Raw genomic sequence first — 17458 nt, forward strand, 5'->3', positions numbered from 1 at the left:
CTCCTCAGGCAAGCAGGATACGGGCGGCGGCAAGGCTTGCCGCACCATTGACGACCCGGTCGCGCAGGGCTGCGGTCTCGGCGAGCAGGTTCTCGGCGGCAAAGCGGCAGAGCGCGATGCGGTTTTCGGCCGCACCATCGGCACTCTCGGCGAGACCGCCCTTGGCAAGATAACTGCCGGTGAGCACCAGCCCGAACAGGCGCTGATAGGGGGTGGCACCGGAGAGCGCTTCGGCGGTCTTGTCATCGGCAAGCGTCTTTATCAGCCAGGCGGTCGCCTGCTCGAGATCGGCGATACCAGCGTCGAGCCTCACAGCGGTCTCGCCGAAACCATCAAGATTGGAGCGGCGGACGTCGTCGGCGATCTGCTTAAGCTCGGCGATGAAGCCCTTCACCTGATCGCCGCCGGAGAGCGGCAGTTTGCGGGTGACGAGGTCGATCGCCTGGATGCCGTTGGTGCCCTCGTAGATCGGGGCGATGCGGGCATCGCGAAGATAACGCGCCGCACCCGTCTCCTCGATGAAACCCATGCCGCCATGCACCTGAATGCCGAGCGAGGCGACGTCGACGCCGGCATCGGTCGAAAAGGATTTGGCAATCGGCGTCAGCAAAGCGGCGCGCTCCTGCCAGTGGCGACTGGTCTCCCCTGCCCGGTGCGACATGTCGATCGCATGGGCGCAGGCATAGGAGATGGCGCGCGCGCCTTGAGTCAGCGCCTTCATGGTGAGGAGCATGCGGGCGACATCGGGATGTTCGACGATCGGGCTCATACCGGCGCCGCTTGCGCCCGGCGCCCTGCCCTGCGTGCGTTCCCTGGCATAGGCGAGCGCCTTCTGGGTGGCGGCTTCCGCGATCGCCACGCCCTGCATGCCGACGGCAAGGCGGGCATTGTTCATCATCATGAACATGCAGGCCAGTCCCTTGTTCTCCTCGCCGACCAGCCATCCCACGGCGCCCTTTTCACCACCGAATTTTCCGTCGCCGTAGATCATCGTGCAGGTCGGCGAACCATGGATGCCGAGCTTGTGCTCCAGCGAATGGCAGAACAGATCGTTGCGGGGCCCAAGCGAGCCATCGTCGTTCACCAGGAATTTCGGCACCAGGAAGAGCGAGATGCCGCGGGTGCCGGCCGGCGCATCCGGCAGACGGGCCAGCACCAGATGGATGATGTTGTCGGCGGCGTCATGTTCGCCCCAGGTGATGAAGATCTTCTGGCCGAACAGGCGGTAGCTGCCGTCATCGCGGCGCTCGGCGCGGGCCTTGAGCACGCCGAGATCGGAGCCGGCATGCGGCTCCGTCAGGTTCATGGTGCCGGTCCATTCGCCGGAGACCATCTTCTCCAGATATGTGTCTTTCAGCGCAGCACTACCATGGGCGCTGACCGCCTCGATGGCGCCCATCGTCAGGGTCGGGGCGAGCGCGAAGGCCATGGAACCGGAATTCCACATTTCCAGTGCCGCGACATTCAGCATATGCGGCAGGGCCTGGCCGCCGAAGGCCTCGGGGGCCGTCAGGCCGTTCCAGCCGCCGGCAATCCAATGGCGATAGAGGTCGCGCCAGCCATCCGGCAGCCTGACCTCGCCATCGATCAGCCGGGCGCCCTGGCGATCGCCGATTTCGGCAAGCGGCGCCACTTCTTCTGTGGCAAAACGTCCCGCCTCAGCGAGGATCGCATCGACCAGATCTTCGCCGAGATCGCCGAGCAGCCCTTTTGAAATCGCCTCGCCCATGCCCGCTACATGCTTCAACGTGAACGCGATTTCTTCGACGGGCGCCTTGTACATGGTTTTTTCTCCGCAGACCGGCCTGCACTTGGGCAAGCCCCTCCGAGGCAAGGGCTAATTGATTTTTACGTAAACGTCAATTTCGATTTCCTTGGCCGGCATGCGATAAATCGCCGGACATGGCGCTTTGCTCTTGCACCTTTGGACAAATGGACGTCATGAACAATCTCTAAGGGAAGACATCGCCTTCGCAAAGGACCGGCGAACAATGGATACATTGCCCGTCAACATACCCGGTTTCGTCTGGGCCTATCGCTTCTCGCCGGGTGAAAAGACGGCGGTGCGACTGAACAATAGTGCGACGGTGGCGGAACTGACCGCCGACAACTGTTTCTACTGGCTGCACCTCAACCTTGTCGACGCCCGCGTGCCGGCCTTGCTCGATACGCTGGACGGGCTGACGGAGGACGCGAAATCGGCGCTGACGACGCGTGATACGCATGCGGCCATCACTGTCGACGAGCAGATGCTCTATGGCACGCTCGTCGATTGCCAGCGCGATTTTGCCCAGGATACCAACAATCTCGGCTGGCTGCATTTCGCCATGTCCGACCGCTTCCTCATCACCACGAGGCTACAGCCGCTGCGCAGCGTCGAACGGGCGCGGGCGCTGATCGAGAAAAACCCGGGCAAATTCTCCCGGCCGGTCGATCTCTTCGAACTGCTGGTGATCGAGTTCCAGCGCACGCTGATCGCGATCGTCATCGAACTCACCGAAGAGCTGAACCAGATCGAGGATATCGTCTACGACAGTGCGCAACGCGACGAGCGCCGGCGCCTGGCGCCGGTCCGGCGCACGGTGGTCAGGCTGCATCGGCACCTGCGCACCGTGTTGGCGCTGATGCGCCGGGCGGCGGCGGCCGACGACGACGAGATGCCCTTCGGCTTCGACGACGTGGCGCGGCGGCTGACGAGCCGGCTGGAAACGGTCGACCACGATATCTACGCGCTGCAGGACCGGGCACGCCTGCTGCATGAAGAAATCGATTCGAAACAATCCTCCGAAACCAACCGCCACCTCTATCTGCTGTCGATCATGACGGCCTTCCTGCTGCCGCCGACGCTGGTGACCGGCTTCTTCGGCATGAACACGGCAAACCTGCCCTTCGCCGTCGGCGACTACGGCACCGAATACGCCGTCGTCCTCATCGTCGGCTCCATTGCCTTTGCCTGGTGGCTATTGAGGCGGGTGGATATTCTTTGAGGGTGAAGGTTCGACATGACTGTGGGAGAGGCGCATTCCCCACCCGTCGCGGTACTTGCTCCAGAATCTCACCCCACCCTCCGTCATCCTCGGGCCCGACCCGAGGATCCATGTTGGCCTCCATCAGCCGAGGGCATGGATCCTCGGCTCAAGGCCGAGGATGACGGAAGGTGGGGTTACGTTCCGGCCGAACTCGCCGCCGACGCAACGAATGGAACGGCGCTGCGCCTATGGCATCACGCTGCGTTGACACTTAGCGATTGGAAGCGCAACGCGCTTCCTACGCCTTATCAATACGGCGAATAGCACTGCTGGCGCGGGCCGTTATAGGGTTGGAACGTGTTGTCGTAGGCGCGATAGGACCGGTAGCGGTTTGCGCACCAGGCGACGTGGCTCGAACCCATGCGGGGAGCGGGCGCGACGTAACGCGGCTGCGCGACGATAGCGCCGCCGATGACCGCGCCGGCGCCGAAGGCGGCGAGCGGATACCAATAGCCGTTATAGCGGCGATAGCCCGGACGCTGATAGGAATAGCCGCGATAGCCGCCGTAATAACCGGGCCGGTAATAGGCGCCGGGACGATAGCCAGGCCGGTAGCCCGGACGGTAACCGGGGCGATAATAGCGGCGGTACTGGACGCTCTCGACGGCGGAGGATTTTTCCACCTGCGGGGCGGTGGGCATCTGGATTGCCTGGGACGGCACGAAGCCCGTCAGCACCACGGCGGCAGCCAGAACTGCGGTCGCAATCTTGTTTCTCAAACCGATCATTGCTTCAACTCCCATTCAACAGCGATCACCGCCTGCCCAGCAACGTCTTCGCGCCCGAATGGTTCCGAAAGCGGCCGGGGCCGGCCTGCTCTCCCTTTTAGATCAGTTGAACTGAACCGGAGATTAACCGGCGCCGGCGATGCGATCAGGCAACGGCGGAGATTTTCGCCTGGTCGCCCTGCAGACGGTTGACCATGAAGTTCGAATACCATTCGAGGAACTGCATGACGCCGCCCTCGTGCAAGGCGGAATAGGGGCCGGGCTCATAGGCGGGCGAGCGAATGCCGAAGGCGTTTTCCTCGACGATGCGGCGATCCTGATCGTTGGTCTCGGTCCAGACGTGGGTCAGTTCCTCGAGATTGTAATCCACACCTTCGACGGCATCCTTGTGGACAAGCCACTTGGTCGTCACCGCCGTCTCATTGGCGCTGAGCGGCAGCACGCGGAAGGAGATGGCGTGGTCACCGAGCAGATGGTTCCACGTCGTCGGGTAGTGGAAGAGCAGCATGGTGCCGATATGGCTGATCGAGATATCGTCGGAAAGCGCGCGCTTGACCGCGCTCTTGCCCGACATGGTGTAGCTCTCTGCATCCTCGATCAGCGGCATGCGGGCGGTGCGGAACTGACCGTCCGGCGAAATCTGGAACTTGCTCGGCAGGCCGGCTGCCTCGCAGCGCGCCCAATGGCCGGCGATCTCGGGATCGTCGGCGCCGCCATCCGTGCCGGTGACACTCGGAGCCTCGGGATAGGTGCGGCAGAGTTCGGGGTGATTGGCGGCGCAGTGATAGCACTCGCGGTTGTTTTCCCAGACAAGCTTCCAGTTGCCCTTCTCGATGATCGTGCTCTGGAAGGCGACCTTGCTCTCGCTGATCCGGTGCGGCGCGACATAGGGTTCGATCTTGTCGCGCACCGGCTGGAAATCCGGGGCGTTATTGGCAAGGCAGATGAAGACATAGCCAGCGACGATTTCGCAATGGACGGGCTTCAGGTTGAAGCCAGTCTTATCGAAATCATCGCCCATGTGGCGGGCGAAGGCGAGCTTGCCTTCGAGATCATAGGTCCACTGATGATAGGGACAGACGAGGCGCACGGAGGAGCCGTGCTCCTTGGTGCAGACGCGCGAGCCGCGATGGCGGCAGCTGTTGTGGAAGGCGCGGATGACGTTGTCGCGGCCGCGGACGATGACGACAGGATAGCTGCCGATCTGGACGGTGAAATAAGCGCCCGGCTTCGGCAGCTCGCAATCATGGCCGATGAACAGCCAGTCGCGATAATAGATCATCTCCATGTCGAGCTGGAAATAATCCTCGTCGATATAGAACGGCTGTTCGAGGCTGAAGCCCTCACGGCGGCTCTTGAGCTGACGCAAAACGTTGCTGCGAATATCCATCTTCATGTCCTCGTGCACCCGGCTGCCGCCTTCCGGCAAGAAGGCCGGCGGAAGCGCGCCCGCTTCCTTCTCTCATGGCGTCATTTAATCACCGAGCCTGCCTGCCGCTTGGTTGTAATGCGACATCGGCTTCGAAATTGACGACAGGATGCGGCACGGCTTGAAGCTGCCGATCCCGGTCGATGACATCGCCCGACTCTCCGGGCAATTATCGTCAATTGCGACATGGCGTAAAGACCCGCTCCGCAAAGAGGTCGGCTGCCTGATATCGATGTCAGTCGCGTTTGCGACATCTGCCGGCATTTGCCCTTCAGCCGGCCGGCTGAGGGGCCATTTTTTAACATCGCCTTAAGCATACGGTCCTATCCTCCTGATGATCACCGACCGACCGAAGAACGCGAACCATGGCCAGACTCCGTTATTTCGACGCGAAAGATGCGAGCAGATCGCAAGAGCCGCAGCTGATTGCCGCCCATTCCGAATTCCTCCGCACCGGCCGCATCCCCCGCGAGCGGCGGCATTGGCTGGCCGAGGAAAAGCGCTATTTCACCCATGACGAGGTCGCCGCGAAGACCGGCCGCAAGCTGCAGGTGGCTGGCGAGAAGACGCATCAGCACATCAACGGCTTTCACCACTCGATCCAGTTTCCGAAGATGATCTTCCACCGGACGCTGGAGGACAGCCCGCATCTCGGCTATTGCCACGTCACCGCCGCGCGGACGAAATTCGCTCATTACGAAGAGGTAAGCTGGGCCTTCTACATCTCGAATTTCTATTCCGACATCGGCGAGAACGATAATTTCTTCGAGCGCATCGATGTCGGTTATTCCCGCATGTATTTCGCCGTCGCCATCAAACCCGGCGAGAACTCCGCGGAAAAGATGACCATCGACCGGTCGGTACGCGGCAACGGCCTGCTCTTCCGCACCCACGATCCGCAGGCGGCGATCCGCAACATCCTGCTGCTCGGCGCCCGCAACGAACAGCTGCGCGAAATCATCCGCCAACTCTAAAGCGCGACGCGGTCCCTGCTTGATGCATGTCGTGATCCCAAAACCGCTGCACACTTTTGGGCGACATGCATAATCCTTGCTTGATGCATGCCGTGGTCCCAAAACCGCTGCACAGTTTTGGGCGACATGCATAGATGAACAACGCGATTGATCGCGGGCGGCGGAAAGCCTAATGACTGCCGGGATTACAGCGCCGCGCGTCTTTTCAGACGCGCAAAGGGTGCAGTCGCAAGTACCGGGCAGGACATGGCACGCACGATCGATATCACGGCAGACAGGCAGGCAGCGCTGGAGGCGGCCTCGGCTGCTCTTGCCGACGGCTTTGCCATCGCCATCCCGACGGAGACCGTCTACGGCCTGGCAGCCGACGCCACCAATCCTTTGGCCATCGCCCGCATCTACGAGACAAAGGGACGGCCGCGCTTCAACCCGCTGATCTGCCATATGGCCGATCTCGCGATGGCCGAAGAGCATGCCGAGTTCGACCCGGTCTCGCGGGCGCTCGCCAAAGCCTTCTGGCCCGGCCCGCTCACCCTCGTGCTGCCGCTGAAGCGGGAAAGCCCGATCCATTCGCTGGCAACTGCCGGGCTCGACAGCGTCGGTATCCGCGTGCCGAAGGGATTTGCCGGCGCTTTGATCGGCGCCTTCGGTCGGCCGCTCGCAGCCCCAAGCGCCAATACCTCAGGCGGGGTCAGCGCCACGAGTGCCGCCCATGTCGAAGCCGATCTCGGAGCGAAAATTCCGTTGATCCTCGATGCTGGCCCGAGTGCTGTCGGTGTCGAATCGACGATCGTCAAGGCGGAGGGCGGCCAACTCAGGCTGCTTCGGCCGGGTGGACTGGCGGCGCGTGAGATCGAACGTGTTGCAGGCCAACCGCTGCTGCGGGCGAAGGCGCCATCGGCGGCCATTGAGGCGCCTGGCATGCTCGCCTCGCATTACGCGCCGGGTGCATCCGTGCGCCTCAATGCAACGGCAGTCGAACCCGGCGAAGCGCTGATCGCCTTCGGCAGCGCTGCGGTCTCCGGCGCGGGCAGTGCCCGCATCGTGCTTGATCTCAGCCCGCGCGGCGACCTTGCAGAGGCCGCCGCCAATCTTTTTGACTACATGAAGCGGGCCGATGCCAGCGGCGCCCAGAGCATCGCCTTTTCGCCGATTCCCGAGGAGGGGCTGGGCGAAGCGATCAACGACCGGCTGCAGCGAGCAGCCGCGCCCCGCGACTGACGGACCTGGAACAGGATGGAGAATCGAGCCCGATGAGCAGCATTTCCAACGAGGATCTCAACCGCTTCGTGGCGATCGTCGGCGAAAAATACGCGCTTCGCAGCGAGGCCGACCTTGCGCCGCATCTGATCGAAAACCGCGGGCTCTATCACGGCTCCTCCCCTCTCCTCTTGAAACCCGGTTCGGTCGAGGAAGTCTCTGATATCATGAAGCTTGCGACGGAGACCGGCACGGCGATCGTGCCGCAGACCGGCAATACCGGCCTCGTCGGCGGCCAGACGCCGCGTCAGGGCAAGTCGGATGTCATCCTGTCGCTCGAGCGGATGAACAAGATCCGTGATGTCGATCCGGTGGCGAACGTGCTGGTGGCAGACGGCGGCGCCATTCTTGCCGAGGTGCAGAAGGCGGCCGAGGCGCATGGGCGGCTGTTTCCGCTGTCGCTCGGCTCGGAAGGCTCCTGCCGCATCGGCGGCAACCTTTCCACCAATGCCGGCGGCACGGCCGTGCTTGCCTATGGCAATATGCGCCAGCTCTGCCTCGGCCTCGAAGTGGTGCTGCCGACCGGCGAGATCTGGGACGGTTTACGCCGCCTGAAGAAGGACAATACCGGCTACGACCTGCGCGATCTCTTCATCGGCGCCGAGGGCACGCTCGGCATCATCACCGGCGCGGTGCTGAAGCTCTTTCCCCAGCCGCTCGGCCATCAGGTGGCCTTCGCTGGCCTGAATTCGGTGACGGATGCCCTTGCCCTCTTCAACCTGGCCTCCAGCCTCTGCGGCGCCTCGCTCACCGGTTTCGAGCTGATGCCGCGTTTCGGCGTCGAGATCACCACGCGCCACATCGACGGCGTGCGCGATCCGCTGGAAACGGCCTATCCCTGGTACGTGCTGATCGACATTTCGACGTCGGATTCGGCCGAGACGGCGGAACGGATGATGAATGGCGTGCTGGAACAGGGCTTCGAGGCTGGGCTGGTGCTGGATGCCGCAATCGCTGCATCGGTAGCGCAGCAGAAGGCGATCTGGCACATGCGCGAAAGCATGTCGGAGGCGCAGAAGCCGGAAGGCGGGTCGATCAAGCATGATGTTTCGGTGCCGGTGTCGAAGATCCCGCATTTCATGGCCGAGGCCGAAGAAGCGGTGATGGCGGCCATGCCTGGCGCCCGCATCTGCGCCTTCGGCCATATGGGCGACGGCAATATTCATTACAATATTTCCCAGCCGCTCGGTGCCGACAAGGCCGCCTTCATCGCTCGCTGGCGCGAGATGAACCACATCGTCCATGGGCTGGTGCTGGCGCATGGCGGCTCGATCTCGGCCGAGCACGGCATCGGCCAGCTGAAGCGCGACGAACTGGCAGCGATCCGCCCAACCATCGAAATCGAACTGATGCGCCGCATCAAGCGCGCCTTCGACCCCGCCAAGATCATGAACCCGGGAAAGGTCGTCAGCCTCGATCCGTGAGGCTGCACGCCATCAGGCCTACTGCGTACCGCCGTTGGTCAGGATCATCAGCGCCGGCGACTGCTGGGTGGCGTTCTGGACGTCGTACATCGCGGTGAACCGGCGCAGCAGCTTGTCGACCTTCTTCGGATCCTGGAGATCCTCGAGCTTGACGAAGCGATTGATCAGATCGGCCTGTTTGGCGACATCCATGCCCGAGATCTGCGACGGCAGGCTGTAGGCTGTCGTGACGACCTGATAAAGCGCCTTGTCGCCGAGGATCCCATAGATCGAGGTGATGCTCGAGGCCTTGCGGCTGAAATAGAGCGCCAGGCGGACGCCGTCATTGCTTTCGCCTTCCTGGGCTTCCATCGTCTGCTGAACGTAGAGCTCCTGCGTATGCTCCTCGGCCGCCTTGTTCTGGACGGTACCGATCTTGGCGCGGGTTAGGTTGCCGTCCTTGTCGAAATTGAAGGCGGCGACGATGTCCTTGAATCGCGCATCGGCGGTGGCGTTGAGATAGCTCTTCTTGTCGTCGGGATCGGACGTGAAGATCTTCTTCAGCGTCGCCTTGTCGTAATCCTTGGGGTCAAGGTTGTTCGCCTTCAGCACCAGATCGGTCAGGCGGCTGTCATCCAGGAAATCGTCAAGCGACTTCACCTTCGCCATGCCCTTGGCGAAATAGTCGACTTCAGCTGTCGCGTCCTTCGCCGCCTTGTCCTTCACCGGACCGTCCTTCATCAGCATGGTGATATGCGATCTATAGTCGGTGGCGTATTTGGCCATGGTCGCGTCGGGCAGTGCCTGGAAGGGTGATGCCGCCTTGCCGTCGGGGCCGAAATTGAAGGCGCGGGCAAGATTGGTGATACGTTCATCCTTGAGCGAGGCGACATAGCCGTTCGGATCATAGGCATCGCTCGTCAGGATCTTGCGCATCATCGAGCGCGACACCTCCTGGTCGGTCAGACCGAAGGCCTGCAGCGCCACGTGGAAGAGATCCGGCAGATTGTCGTTGCTCTTGCTGAAATCGACCGCCGAATTGGTGCGCAGGAAATCATTGACGCTCTTGATGTCGGAGAAATTCTGCAGGCGGCTGGTATCCGCCATCAGGCTCTTGTAATTGGCAGCGACCTCGTCGATCGCCTCGTCGCGCTCGTCGTCGTAGCGCGCGGCGTAGTTGTCGTTGGTTGTCTGCGCCTGGTCGGCCGTCTGGACCGAGCTGACGACAGGAAGCGATCCATCGGCGGCGAAGTTGAAGTCGGCATTGAGATCGGCGTGACCGGCTGCTGCAGCCGCCGTCGCATCGGTCAGAATGCTCTTCAGGTCGGCGTTCGAGATATCGAAAGGCAGATTGTAAGTGCTCTTCAGGAAATTGGTGATGCCGTCATCGGCAATAAGATCATCGACATTGGCGATCGCCCCCATGCGTGCGGAATAGTCGTTGGTCCGCGCTGTCGCACTAATTTTCGTATTGCTGATCTGGGCGGCCGTCTGCGCCTGCATACCATCTTCAAGCGTGCCGTCCGCCTTGAAGTTGAAGGCAGCGGCAACGTCGGCATAAGTGCCGGTGCCGCTCTGGTCAGTCAGGATATTCCTGAGATCGAGATCGCTGACCGTCGATGGGATGCCGAAGGCATTGCGGACGAAATTGTTCAGTTTCTGGTCTGCCAGCAACTGATCGACGTCCGAGATGCCGGCGATGGTCGCCTGATAATAGACGGCCGCATCATTCGCCTTGCTGGTGGTGCTCGCGCTTTGTGAGGCGCTTTGCGAGGCGTAAAGGGTGGCGACAGAACCATCCGTCTTGAAATTGAAAAGATCGTGGACGTCGCTATAGCCCTGGGCGCTGGCAGCCGCGGGATCGACCAGGATGGTCCTCAAGGTCGCATCAGAGACGCTGTCTGCGATCTGCATGCTGTTTCTGATGTAGCTCACGGCAACGGCATCCGACATGATGTCATCGACATCGGTGACATTGCCGATCATGCCGTTGAAATGCGCGGCGTTCGCCGCCGACTTGTCGGTGGTCGACTTGCGCTGTGCTTCCGTCTGAATCACCGAACCGTTGATCGAACCGTCCGCCTGGAAATTGAAGTCGGCATTGATGTCGGCATGGCCCTGAGCTGCGGCATAGGCCGAATCCGTCAGGATGTTCTTCAGGTCGGCATTGCTGAAGCTCGTGCCGAGACCATAGGCATCCTTGATGTAGCGCGCCAGCACGTTGTCGGCGAGCAGGTCATCGACATTGGTGATGCTGCTCGATTGCGAGGTCAAGGTATAATAATTGCCGGTGTTCGACGCAGCCGACTGCAGATTGTTCGCCTGGGCGATAGACTGGACGCGCGCCGTGTTCGACGTCGAACCGTCGGCCTTGAAATTGAAAGCATTGTAGACGTTGGTGAAGCCCATCAGCTGGGCATAGCCGGGGTCGGTCAGCACCGTGCGCAGCGCTGCAGCGGTAAAGTCGGCGCCCATGCTGTAGGCCGTCGTGATGTAGGCGGTCAGGCGCTTGTCAGCGACCAGGTCGTCGACATTGGTGATCGTGCCGATCTTGGCGGTGTAATAGGCCTTGTTGTATTCGGCCGCCGTCTTGCCGACATAGTAGACGTCGGAGCCGACCGAATTGTCGATGATGACCGATTGGGAATTCAGCGTGTAGGACTCGATGACCGAGGCCTTCTGCGCGGCGGTCTGGGCCGTGCCGGTGACGGTGCCGTCGGCGTTGAAGCTGAACTGGGCGGCAAGCGCCTTGTATTTGTCGCCGCCCTGCGTATTGACGACGCTCGTGGGATCGCTGAGATCGCTGGTCAGCACCTGCCGCAGAAAATCCTTCGACGCATAGGTGGGGTCGATGTTGAAGGTCTTCAGCACATAGGTGCGCAGCCGGGTGTTGTTGACCAGGTCGTCGACGCTCTGCACGCTATCGATATTGTTGCCGTAATAGGTGCTCTCGGCGCTCGCGGCCTTTTCGGCATCGGCGAAGGATTGCTTGTAGAGGCCGATGAGATCGTCCTCCTGCGCGTCTGTCTGCACGTCCTTCTCCGGCGCATTGAAATTGAAGGCGGCGGCGAATTCGCGGTAACGCGTATCGGAGAGCTTGTTGGCGTAGCTGTTGGGATCGGTCAGATCGCTTTCCAACACCTTCTTCATGAAGGCCTTGGCGTAGGTCATGTCCTCGAGGCCATAGGCCTTCATCGCATAGCTGTAGAGCTTGTAGTCGCCGAGGAAGTCGTCGACGTCGGTGACCTTGTTGATATGGTCGGCGTAATACTGGGCATCCTTCTTGACCGTCGTCTGCGACGCGACCTTGTTGAGGCTCGACGTCATGTCCCGCGACAGGATCGTGTAAGCGAGGGAAGCCGTGATCATGGAAAGCGCCCTTTTCGGCAAAATCTCTAAAAGAACGACGAAATGCTGGTGAGCACATTTTGCCATGGAAAGCTTACCTGAGGCTTACCTCAGGATGCATCACTTCGGGACACCACATCGTTCACCTTCCGGAAACCCTGCCGGATTCGGTTTTGATAACCATCAGAGGAGGCAAAGTTTTCTTAACCGCAATTTTTAAGCTGTACGGAAGGGCGGCTGCCTATTGTCGGCCATAGAGGACGAAAAGTCCCAAGGAGAAGACCGGAAATCGGCTCTCAGGTAAGACAAGGGTAGAATGAAATGAACAATCCCGTTATGAAGCCCGCCTGGGCTGGCACGACGTTACGCCTCGATCCGTCCCGCTTTCCCCAGCAGGTCAGCTACGCCATCCACGATTGTTCGGATGACGTCAATATTACCATAGACGAACGCGGTGCGGTCCTGCGCAAGGTCCTCCCCTCCAGCGGCCTGCCGCTCTCGATTGCGCTGCCGAAGCGCGTTTTCAAGGGCGTCGCCGCCCGCGCCATCGACCATGGCGACGGCGATGTCACCGTCACTCTCGAACTCCATCACACCGATCCGGAGCTCTGCATTCCGCTGCTCGTCGCCCATGATCTCAGCGACATTGCCGCAGACTGGCGCAGCTGGTCGGAAGCCTTCCGCATTCCGATGCTGATGGTCGAGGCCGACGGCGTCGCCCGGCCGCTCGAAGACCACATCGGCGCCTTGCGCACCAGCGACCTCAAGCCGCGCCGCCGCCATTCCTACTTCGCCAATCGCCGTCCGCGCTTCCTCGTGCGCCGCACCACCGGCCGGCTGGGCGTCGCCATGAAGATCGAAGGTAAGGAAATCATCGCCCGCAACTGACCGAAATCGCGACACCGGACATCATTGCCGGGCATTCTGCGCACTCACCTGTCGCGGAATGCCCGTTTTGCGACGCTGTCGAATTCGGCCGTAGACTGTCTCGATTGGCACCGCGGGATGAGTTTTGACTGGATCACTGCGTAGCCAGTAAAAAAGCCTCTTATTCAAGGACGGAAAGTCCCAATCCGTGCTTGACCGTTTTGAGTGCGATCAGGCTCTTGTATTTTCGCACGAGCGCCTGCTGCTCGCCCATAAGCCGCTCAATGAAGGCATTGTATTCCTCAAGATTGCGGACGGCCACGAGCAGGACATAGTCCATGTCGCCGGTGACATACCAGCATGACTGAACTTCAGGCGCACGGTCCAGCCATCGTTGGAATTGCTCCAACGCGTGTCGATGTTCGTTCTGAATTTCGAGCTCAACCAGAACGGACAAGGTGCGATCAACGGCTTTCGGACTGACCACCGCCACGATCTTCTCGATGATCCCATCTTGTTTCAGTTTGCTGATGCGCCGTTCGACGGCCGAGGTAGAGAGATTGACCGCGTCAGCAATGACCTTGCCGGGAAGGTCGGCATTCTCCTGCAGCATCGACAGAATAGTTCGATCAATATCATCCACAGCGTATAACCAAGCCCATAAGCAGAAATTCCGCTATAAATTTATCATGAGCGCGGTTTTTCCGCGCCGAAAATTCCTATCATCTGCCCATGACAAAACAAGCACCTCTTTCAGCCGCCAAAATCGACGATGCACGCAAAAAAATCGATCCGATTTTCCTGAACACCAATCTGTTGCGTGCCGATAGGCTCGCGCTGTCGCTCGTCGCCAAGGACGAAACGGAAAATCCCATCCGCAGCTTCAAGGGGCGCGGGACGGGGTATTTTCTCGCCGACCTCGTTGGCGACAGAACTCCTCTGGTCACGGCATCAGCCGGGAACTTCGGCCAGGGGCTTGCTTATAATGCCGCGCGGCGTGGGCGATCTCTGGTGGTGTTCGCCAGTATCAACGCCAATCCGCTGAAGATCGAAGCCATGCGCGGGTTTGGGGCGGAAGTCTTTCTCGCCGGGGAAGATTTTGACGCTGCAAAGGAGGCCGCCAAGATCTACGCCGCCGAACGGAAGCTGCAGTTCGTCGAGGACGGGGCGAGCGCAGCCATTGCCGAAGGGGCAGGAACGATTGCGGCGGAGCTGACTGAAGAGGTCGAAGATATCGATGCCGTTTTCATTCCGCTTGGCAACGGTGCCCTGGCGGCCGGAATAGGGTGCTGGTTCAAATCACGATCACCGCGAACAAGGGTCGTCGCAGTTGCCGCAAAGGGCGCACCTTGCATGGCCCTGTCCTACAATGCGGGTGACGTGATCTCAACGCCGGAGGCACGCACGATTGCCGATGGAATTGCTGTGCGGATTCCCGTCCCGTCGGCCGTCGGCTGGCTTCAAGACACGATCGATGACGTCGTTCTCGTGGATGACGATCAGCTTTTCGATGCAATGCGGTTTGCTCATGACACATGGAAGCGTCTCGTCGAACCAGCCGGAGCAGCGGGACTCGCAGCTATTCTTGCGCAGGCATCTGCCCTGAAAGGCTGCCGCGTAGCGACTATGCTGTGTGGTGCCAACCTCACGGGTCAACAGATCAAGGCATGGCTTCCATCTGCCGCAAAGGACGCCACGAATGGCTGGTAGACCAATCCTCCTATCTGAGGACAGGCGCGAGGGCTGGCGCCCGCGCCCGGTTCATCGTCCCAATCAGGGAATGGCAAACAGCAGCGAGACGAAGAGGCCGAAGAAGATGATCAGGCCGACGCGGTTGTTCGATTTGAAGAGCGCCAGGCACTGGTCGGCATCGTTGATATCGAGCCGGACGATCTGCCAGGCGAACATGCCGGCCGCACCGAGCAGACCCAGAAACGCGATGAGATTGGCGCCGGCGAGAGCGAAAGCGATAAACATCAGCACCAGCGTCAGCCCATAAAGGCCGATCAGCCATTGCCGTGTCCTGTCGCCGAACAGGCGCGCGGTAGAGCGGACGCCGATCAGCTCGTCATCCTCCTTGTCCTGATGCGCATAGATCGTATCGTAACCGATCGTCCAGGCGACGGAGGCGGCGTAGAGCAGGATGGCGGCAAAGGAGAGGCCGCCGAGAATGCCGGCCCAGCCCATCAACGCGCCCCAGGAAAAGGCAAGTCCGAGGTAGAATTGCGGCCAGTCGGTGAAACGTTTGGCAAAGGGATAAAACGCCACGATCCCGAGCGAGAGCACGCCGAGGAAGACGTTGAGCCAGTTGAACTGCAACAGCACGAACAGGCCGACCAGCGTCTGCAAGCCGATGAAGATCTTCGCCCGGCGGCGCGTGACGCGGCCGGAGGGCAGCGGACGCGACCGCGTGCGCGCCACTTCCATGTCGATCTCGTGGTCGACGAGATCGTTATAGGTGCAACCGGCGCCGCGCATGGCGACCGCGCCGATGAAATAAAGGAACAGGTGAGACACCAGCAGGCTGCCGGAATAGAGCCCCTCGCCGATCGCCGCATTGGCGGCAAGTGTCGCCGACCAGAAGCACGGCCACATCAGGAGCTGCCAGCCGATCGGGCGATCCCAGCGCGCCAGCTGCGCATAAGGCCAAAGCCATGACGGCAGGATCCGGTAGACCCAGTTATCGGAAGGTGCGTCGGAGACGCGATCGTTGAAGTCGCCGGTATCGTGCATGCCGCTCATCTAGCGGCGGGCGGCCGATCCGGTCAAGAAGCGATCATTGCACTGCCACTTGCATCATCCCTAGATCAGAATCGATCCCGGGATGAAATTATGCTGCAATTCAAAGTGTTACAGCGCTGCGCATCTGAGAGGGATGCGCAGCCGCGTCAATCACTGCAGGGAAAAATTGAACTTGTAGGTCGCCGAGACGCCGATCAGGACCTGGTTCTTCGAGCCGCGCTCGCGCACGAGGCTGCTGTCGGCGGCGGGACCCGCCAGCCGCTTATATTCGAGGAAGGAACTGGCCGAGAGGTTTTCCGTCGCCTTCCAGGTGAGCGCCGCGCCTGCGCCATAGGATTGGATGCCAGACGACGGCTTATAGGGATCAAGGCCGCTTGCCGCCGCCTGCTTGGCGTTGACGCCGTAATAGGCGTCGTAATAGCCGCTGGTGGCGAAGGTCGCGCGCGGGCCGCCTGATAGCTGCAGGTCGGGGGCGATATCGGTGAAGGCATCGACCGCGAGATCGGCGACGATGCCGTCATGCGAGCGGATGCCCTGGCGGACTTCGGCGCGGGCGCGAAGGAAGTCGGTCGGGTAAACCTCGACGAAACCGCCGGCTTCCGCCCCCCATTTGACCTTCTTCAAGCCCTTCAGCTCGCTGCCGTCGCCGTCATCGCGCGACGGCACGAACTTGCCGACGATGCCGGCGCGGAAGGCGCCCTTGTCGATGAGAGCGAAGGACGGATTGTCGTTGCGCGAGGAAAAACGCGGGCCAGCACCCTGGCGGCCGACCGAGATCAGCGGGCTGAACTTGAATTCATTGTGCGACGAGCCCTCGAATTTCGGGGCGGAGAAGCCGGCGACGCCAACGCTCAGATACCAGTCGCCGGACCAGAAATGCTGGCCGCTTTCCTGGGCGGCCACTGAGCCAGCAGATAAAAGGGCAATAGCCAAAGAGATCGATACGACTGATCGATGAGACACGTCCACACTCCAGAAAACGCAAAAACAAAGCCGCGGAGGGCGGCGCTCGCTACATTTATCCCGATGTCGTTACCCCAATGTTAACCACGGCGGCGATTGATCAGGCAGAGGACTGCGTCTGGTTTTTACCGCTGGTTCCAGCGGCGGATGACCGGTTCGGTCAGATCATGCTCGTAGCCGAGCACGCTGATGCTGGCCGTATCGAGCACGAAACGGGAGCCGTCTTCCGGCGGCAGCCCAAGCCAGCGGGCGGCCAGCACGCGCAGGAAATGCGAGCTCGAAAAGACCAGGATAGTGCCGGCCGTTTGGCGAAGCGCATGGATGACGGCGTCGGCGCGATCGCCGACATCGGCGGCGAATTCGCCCTTCGGGCAGCCGTCGCGAAAGAGCTGCCAGCCGGGGCGGTCGGCAAGGATCGCCTTGGTGGTGATGCCTTCATAAGCGCCGTAGTCCCATTCGGCGAGATCGTCCTTGATCACCGCGCCCGATCCGAACCCGGCGAGCGTGCAGGTCTTGCGGGCTCGCTCGGAGGGGCTCGACCAGACGGCGGAGAAGCTAAGGCCCGTCAGGCGGTCGGCGAGTTGGCGGGCGGCGGCCTCGCCGTTCGCCGTCAAGGGAATATCGCTGCGTCCGGTATGGCGCCCTAACAGGCTCCATTCGGTTTCACCGTGGCGGACCAGGTAGATCTCGGGAAACGCATTGCTCATCGGCACGT

The 17458-nt window shown here is 61.2% G+C and carries 14 protein-coding genes; 6 read left to right on the plus strand and 8 right to left on the minus strand.

Annotated features, from left to right (window positions below; all coding sequences use genetic code 11):
• Positions 1 to 4 precede the first annotated feature (4 nt).
• The gene (locus FFM53_RS08320; protein WP_138387994.1) at positions 5 to 1783 is read right to left on the minus strand and encodes an acyl-CoA dehydrogenase family protein; all 1779 of its coding nucleotides are present in this window, start codon (positions 1781 to 1783) and stop codon (positions 5 to 7) included.
• A 208-nt stretch (positions 1784 to 1991) separates the two neighbouring features.
• On the opposite strand from FFM53_RS08320, the gene FFM53_RS08325 reads away from it, so the two are divergent.
• Positions 1992 to 2987, plus strand: a complete 996-nt coding sequence (locus tag FFM53_RS08325) for a transporter (protein ID WP_138328851.1) — start codon at positions 1992 to 1994, stop codon at positions 2985 to 2987.
• 290 nt (positions 2988 to 3277) lie between these two features.
• Here the strand turns inward: FFM53_RS08325 and FFM53_RS08330 are convergent, their stop codons facing one another.
• Positions 3278 to 3757, minus strand: a complete 480-nt coding sequence (locus tag FFM53_RS08330; RefSeq protein ID WP_138387995.1) for a BA14K family protein — start codon at positions 3755 to 3757, stop codon at positions 3278 to 3280.
• A gap of 145 nt (positions 3758 to 3902) precedes the next feature.
• The gene (locus FFM53_RS08335; protein ID WP_138328853.1) at positions 3903 to 5147 is read right to left on the minus strand and encodes an aromatic ring-hydroxylating oxygenase subunit alpha; all 1245 of its coding nucleotides are present in this window, start codon (positions 5145 to 5147) and stop codon (positions 3903 to 3905) included.
• 404 nt (positions 5148 to 5551) lie between these two features.
• Between FFM53_RS08335 and FFM53_RS08340 the strand changes: the two genes are divergently transcribed.
• The 3 genes from FFM53_RS08340 to FFM53_RS08350 all read left to right on the plus strand — a co-directional run bounded on the left by FFM53_RS08340 (position 5552) and on the right by FFM53_RS08350 (position 8844).
• Positions 5552 to 6160: a DUF6656 family protein gene (locus FFM53_RS08340; protein ID WP_138328854.1), complete on the plus strand. Its 609-nt coding sequence runs from the start codon at positions 5552 to 5554 to the stop codon at positions 6158 to 6160.
• A gap of 246 nt (positions 6161 to 6406) precedes the next feature.
• Positions 6407 to 7381, plus strand: coding sequence for an L-threonylcarbamoyladenylate synthase (locus tag FFM53_RS08345; RefSeq protein ID WP_138387996.1), 975 nt, complete (start codon positions 6407 to 6409; stop codon positions 7379 to 7381).
• Between the two features lie 32 nt (positions 7382 to 7413).
• Complete coding sequence (locus FFM53_RS08350; protein WP_138387997.1) at positions 7414 to 8844, plus strand: FAD-binding oxidoreductase; 1431 nt, start codon at positions 7414 to 7416, stop codon at positions 8842 to 8844.
• 18 nt (positions 8845 to 8862) lie between these two features.
• Here the strand turns inward: FFM53_RS08350 and FFM53_RS08355 are convergent, their stop codons facing one another.
• Positions 8863 to 12192: a DUF1217 domain-containing protein gene (locus FFM53_RS08355; RefSeq protein WP_138387998.1), complete on the minus strand. Its 3330-nt coding sequence runs from the start codon at positions 12190 to 12192 to the stop codon at positions 8863 to 8865.
• A gap of 300 nt (positions 12193 to 12492) precedes the next feature.
• On the opposite strand from FFM53_RS08355, the gene FFM53_RS08360 reads away from it, so the two are divergent.
• Positions 12493 to 13059 (plus strand): DUF6101 family protein, encoded by a 567-nt coding sequence (locus tag FFM53_RS08360; protein ID WP_018486292.1) that lies wholly within the window; start codon positions 12493 to 12495, stop codon positions 13057 to 13059.
• 160 nt (positions 13060 to 13219) lie between these two features.
• Here FFM53_RS08360 and FFM53_RS08365 read toward each other — a convergent pair whose 3' ends face one another.
• Positions 13220 to 13651: an Lrp/AsnC family transcriptional regulator gene (locus tag FFM53_RS08365; protein ID WP_343075045.1), complete on the minus strand. Its 432-nt coding sequence runs from the start codon at positions 13649 to 13651 to the stop codon at positions 13220 to 13222.
• A 119-nt stretch (positions 13652 to 13770) separates the two neighbouring features.
• On the opposite strand from FFM53_RS08365, the gene FFM53_RS08370 reads away from it, so the two are divergent.
• Positions 13771 to 14748 (plus strand): threonine ammonia-lyase, encoded by a 978-nt coding sequence (locus FFM53_RS08370; RefSeq protein WP_138388000.1) that lies wholly within the window; start codon positions 13771 to 13773, stop codon positions 14746 to 14748.
• Between the two features lie 63 nt (positions 14749 to 14811).
• On the opposite strand, the gene ubiA is transcribed toward FFM53_RS08370, so the two are convergent.
• The 3 genes from ubiA to FFM53_RS08385 form a co-directional block, all read right to left on the minus strand.
• Positions 14812 to 15771, minus strand: coding sequence for a 4-hydroxybenzoate octaprenyltransferase (gene ubiA / locus FFM53_RS08375; RefSeq protein WP_138388001.1), 960 nt, complete (start codon positions 15769 to 15771; stop codon positions 14812 to 14814).
• A 159-nt stretch (positions 15772 to 15930) separates the two neighbouring features.
• Positions 15931 to 16743: a MipA/OmpV family protein gene (locus FFM53_RS08380; protein ID WP_138388002.1), complete on the minus strand. Its 813-nt coding sequence runs from the start codon at positions 16741 to 16743 to the stop codon at positions 15931 to 15933.
• A gap of 125 nt (positions 16744 to 16868) precedes the next feature.
• Positions 16869 to 17450 carry a histidine phosphatase family protein gene (locus tag FFM53_RS08385; protein ID WP_138388003.1) on the minus strand — a complete coding sequence of 194 codons (582 nt, stop codon included), beginning with the start codon at positions 17448 to 17450 and terminating at the stop codon, positions 16869 to 16871.
• Positions 17451 to 17458 lie beyond the last annotated feature (8 nt).

It is taken from the genome of Rhizobium indicum (assembly GCF_005862305.2).
In the GTDB taxonomy this organism is placed as follows: Bacteria; Pseudomonadota; Alphaproteobacteria; order Rhizobiales; family Rhizobiaceae; genus Rhizobium; species Rhizobium indicum.

Excerpts from the sequence above, each read along its gene's own strand:
- FFM53_RS08320 (WP_138387994.1), bottom strand. The coding sequence starts at position 1,783 with ATGTACAAGGCGCCCGTCGAAGAAATCGCGTTCACGTTGAAGCATGTA.
- FFM53_RS08325 (WP_138328851.1), top strand. The coding sequence starts at position 1,992 with ATGGATACATTGCCCGTCAACATACCCGGTTTCGTCTGGGCCTATCGC.
- FFM53_RS08330 (WP_138387995.1), bottom strand. The coding sequence starts at position 3,757 with ATGATCGGTTTGAGAAACAAGATTGCGACCGCAGTTCTGGCTGCCGCC.
- FFM53_RS08335 (WP_138328853.1), bottom strand. The coding sequence starts at position 5,147 with ATGGATATTCGCAGCAACGTTTTGCGTCAGCTCAAGAGCCGCCGTGAG.
- FFM53_RS08340 (WP_138328854.1), top strand. The coding sequence starts at position 5,552 with ATGGCCAGACTCCGTTATTTCGACGCGAAAGATGCGAGCAGATCGCAA.
- FFM53_RS08345 (WP_138387996.1), top strand. The coding sequence starts at position 6,407 with ATGGCACGCACGATCGATATCACGGCAGACAGGCAGGCAGCGCTGGAG.
- FFM53_RS08350 (WP_138387997.1), top strand. The coding sequence starts at position 7,414 with ATGAGCAGCATTTCCAACGAGGATCTCAACCGCTTCGTGGCGATCGTC.
- FFM53_RS08355 (WP_138387998.1), bottom strand. The coding sequence starts at position 12,192 with ATGATCACGGCTTCCCTCGCTTACACGATCCTGTCGCGGGACATGACG.
- FFM53_RS08360 (WP_018486292.1), top strand. The coding sequence starts at position 12,493 with ATGAACAATCCCGTTATGAAGCCCGCCTGGGCTGGCACGACGTTACGC.
- FFM53_RS08365 (WP_343075045.1), bottom strand. The coding sequence starts at position 13,651 with ATGCTGCAGGAGAATGCCGACCTTCCCGGCAAGGTCATTGCTGACGCG.
- FFM53_RS08370 (WP_138388000.1), top strand. The coding sequence starts at position 13,771 with ATGACAAAACAAGCACCTCTTTCAGCCGCCAAAATCGACGATGCACGC.
- ubiA (WP_138388001.1), bottom strand. The coding sequence starts at position 15,771 with ATGCACGATACCGGCGACTTCAACGATCGCGTCTCCGACGCACCTTCC.
- FFM53_RS08385 (WP_138388003.1), bottom strand. The coding sequence starts at position 17,450 with ATGAGCAATGCGTTTCCCGAGATCTACCTGGTCCGCCACGGTGAAACC.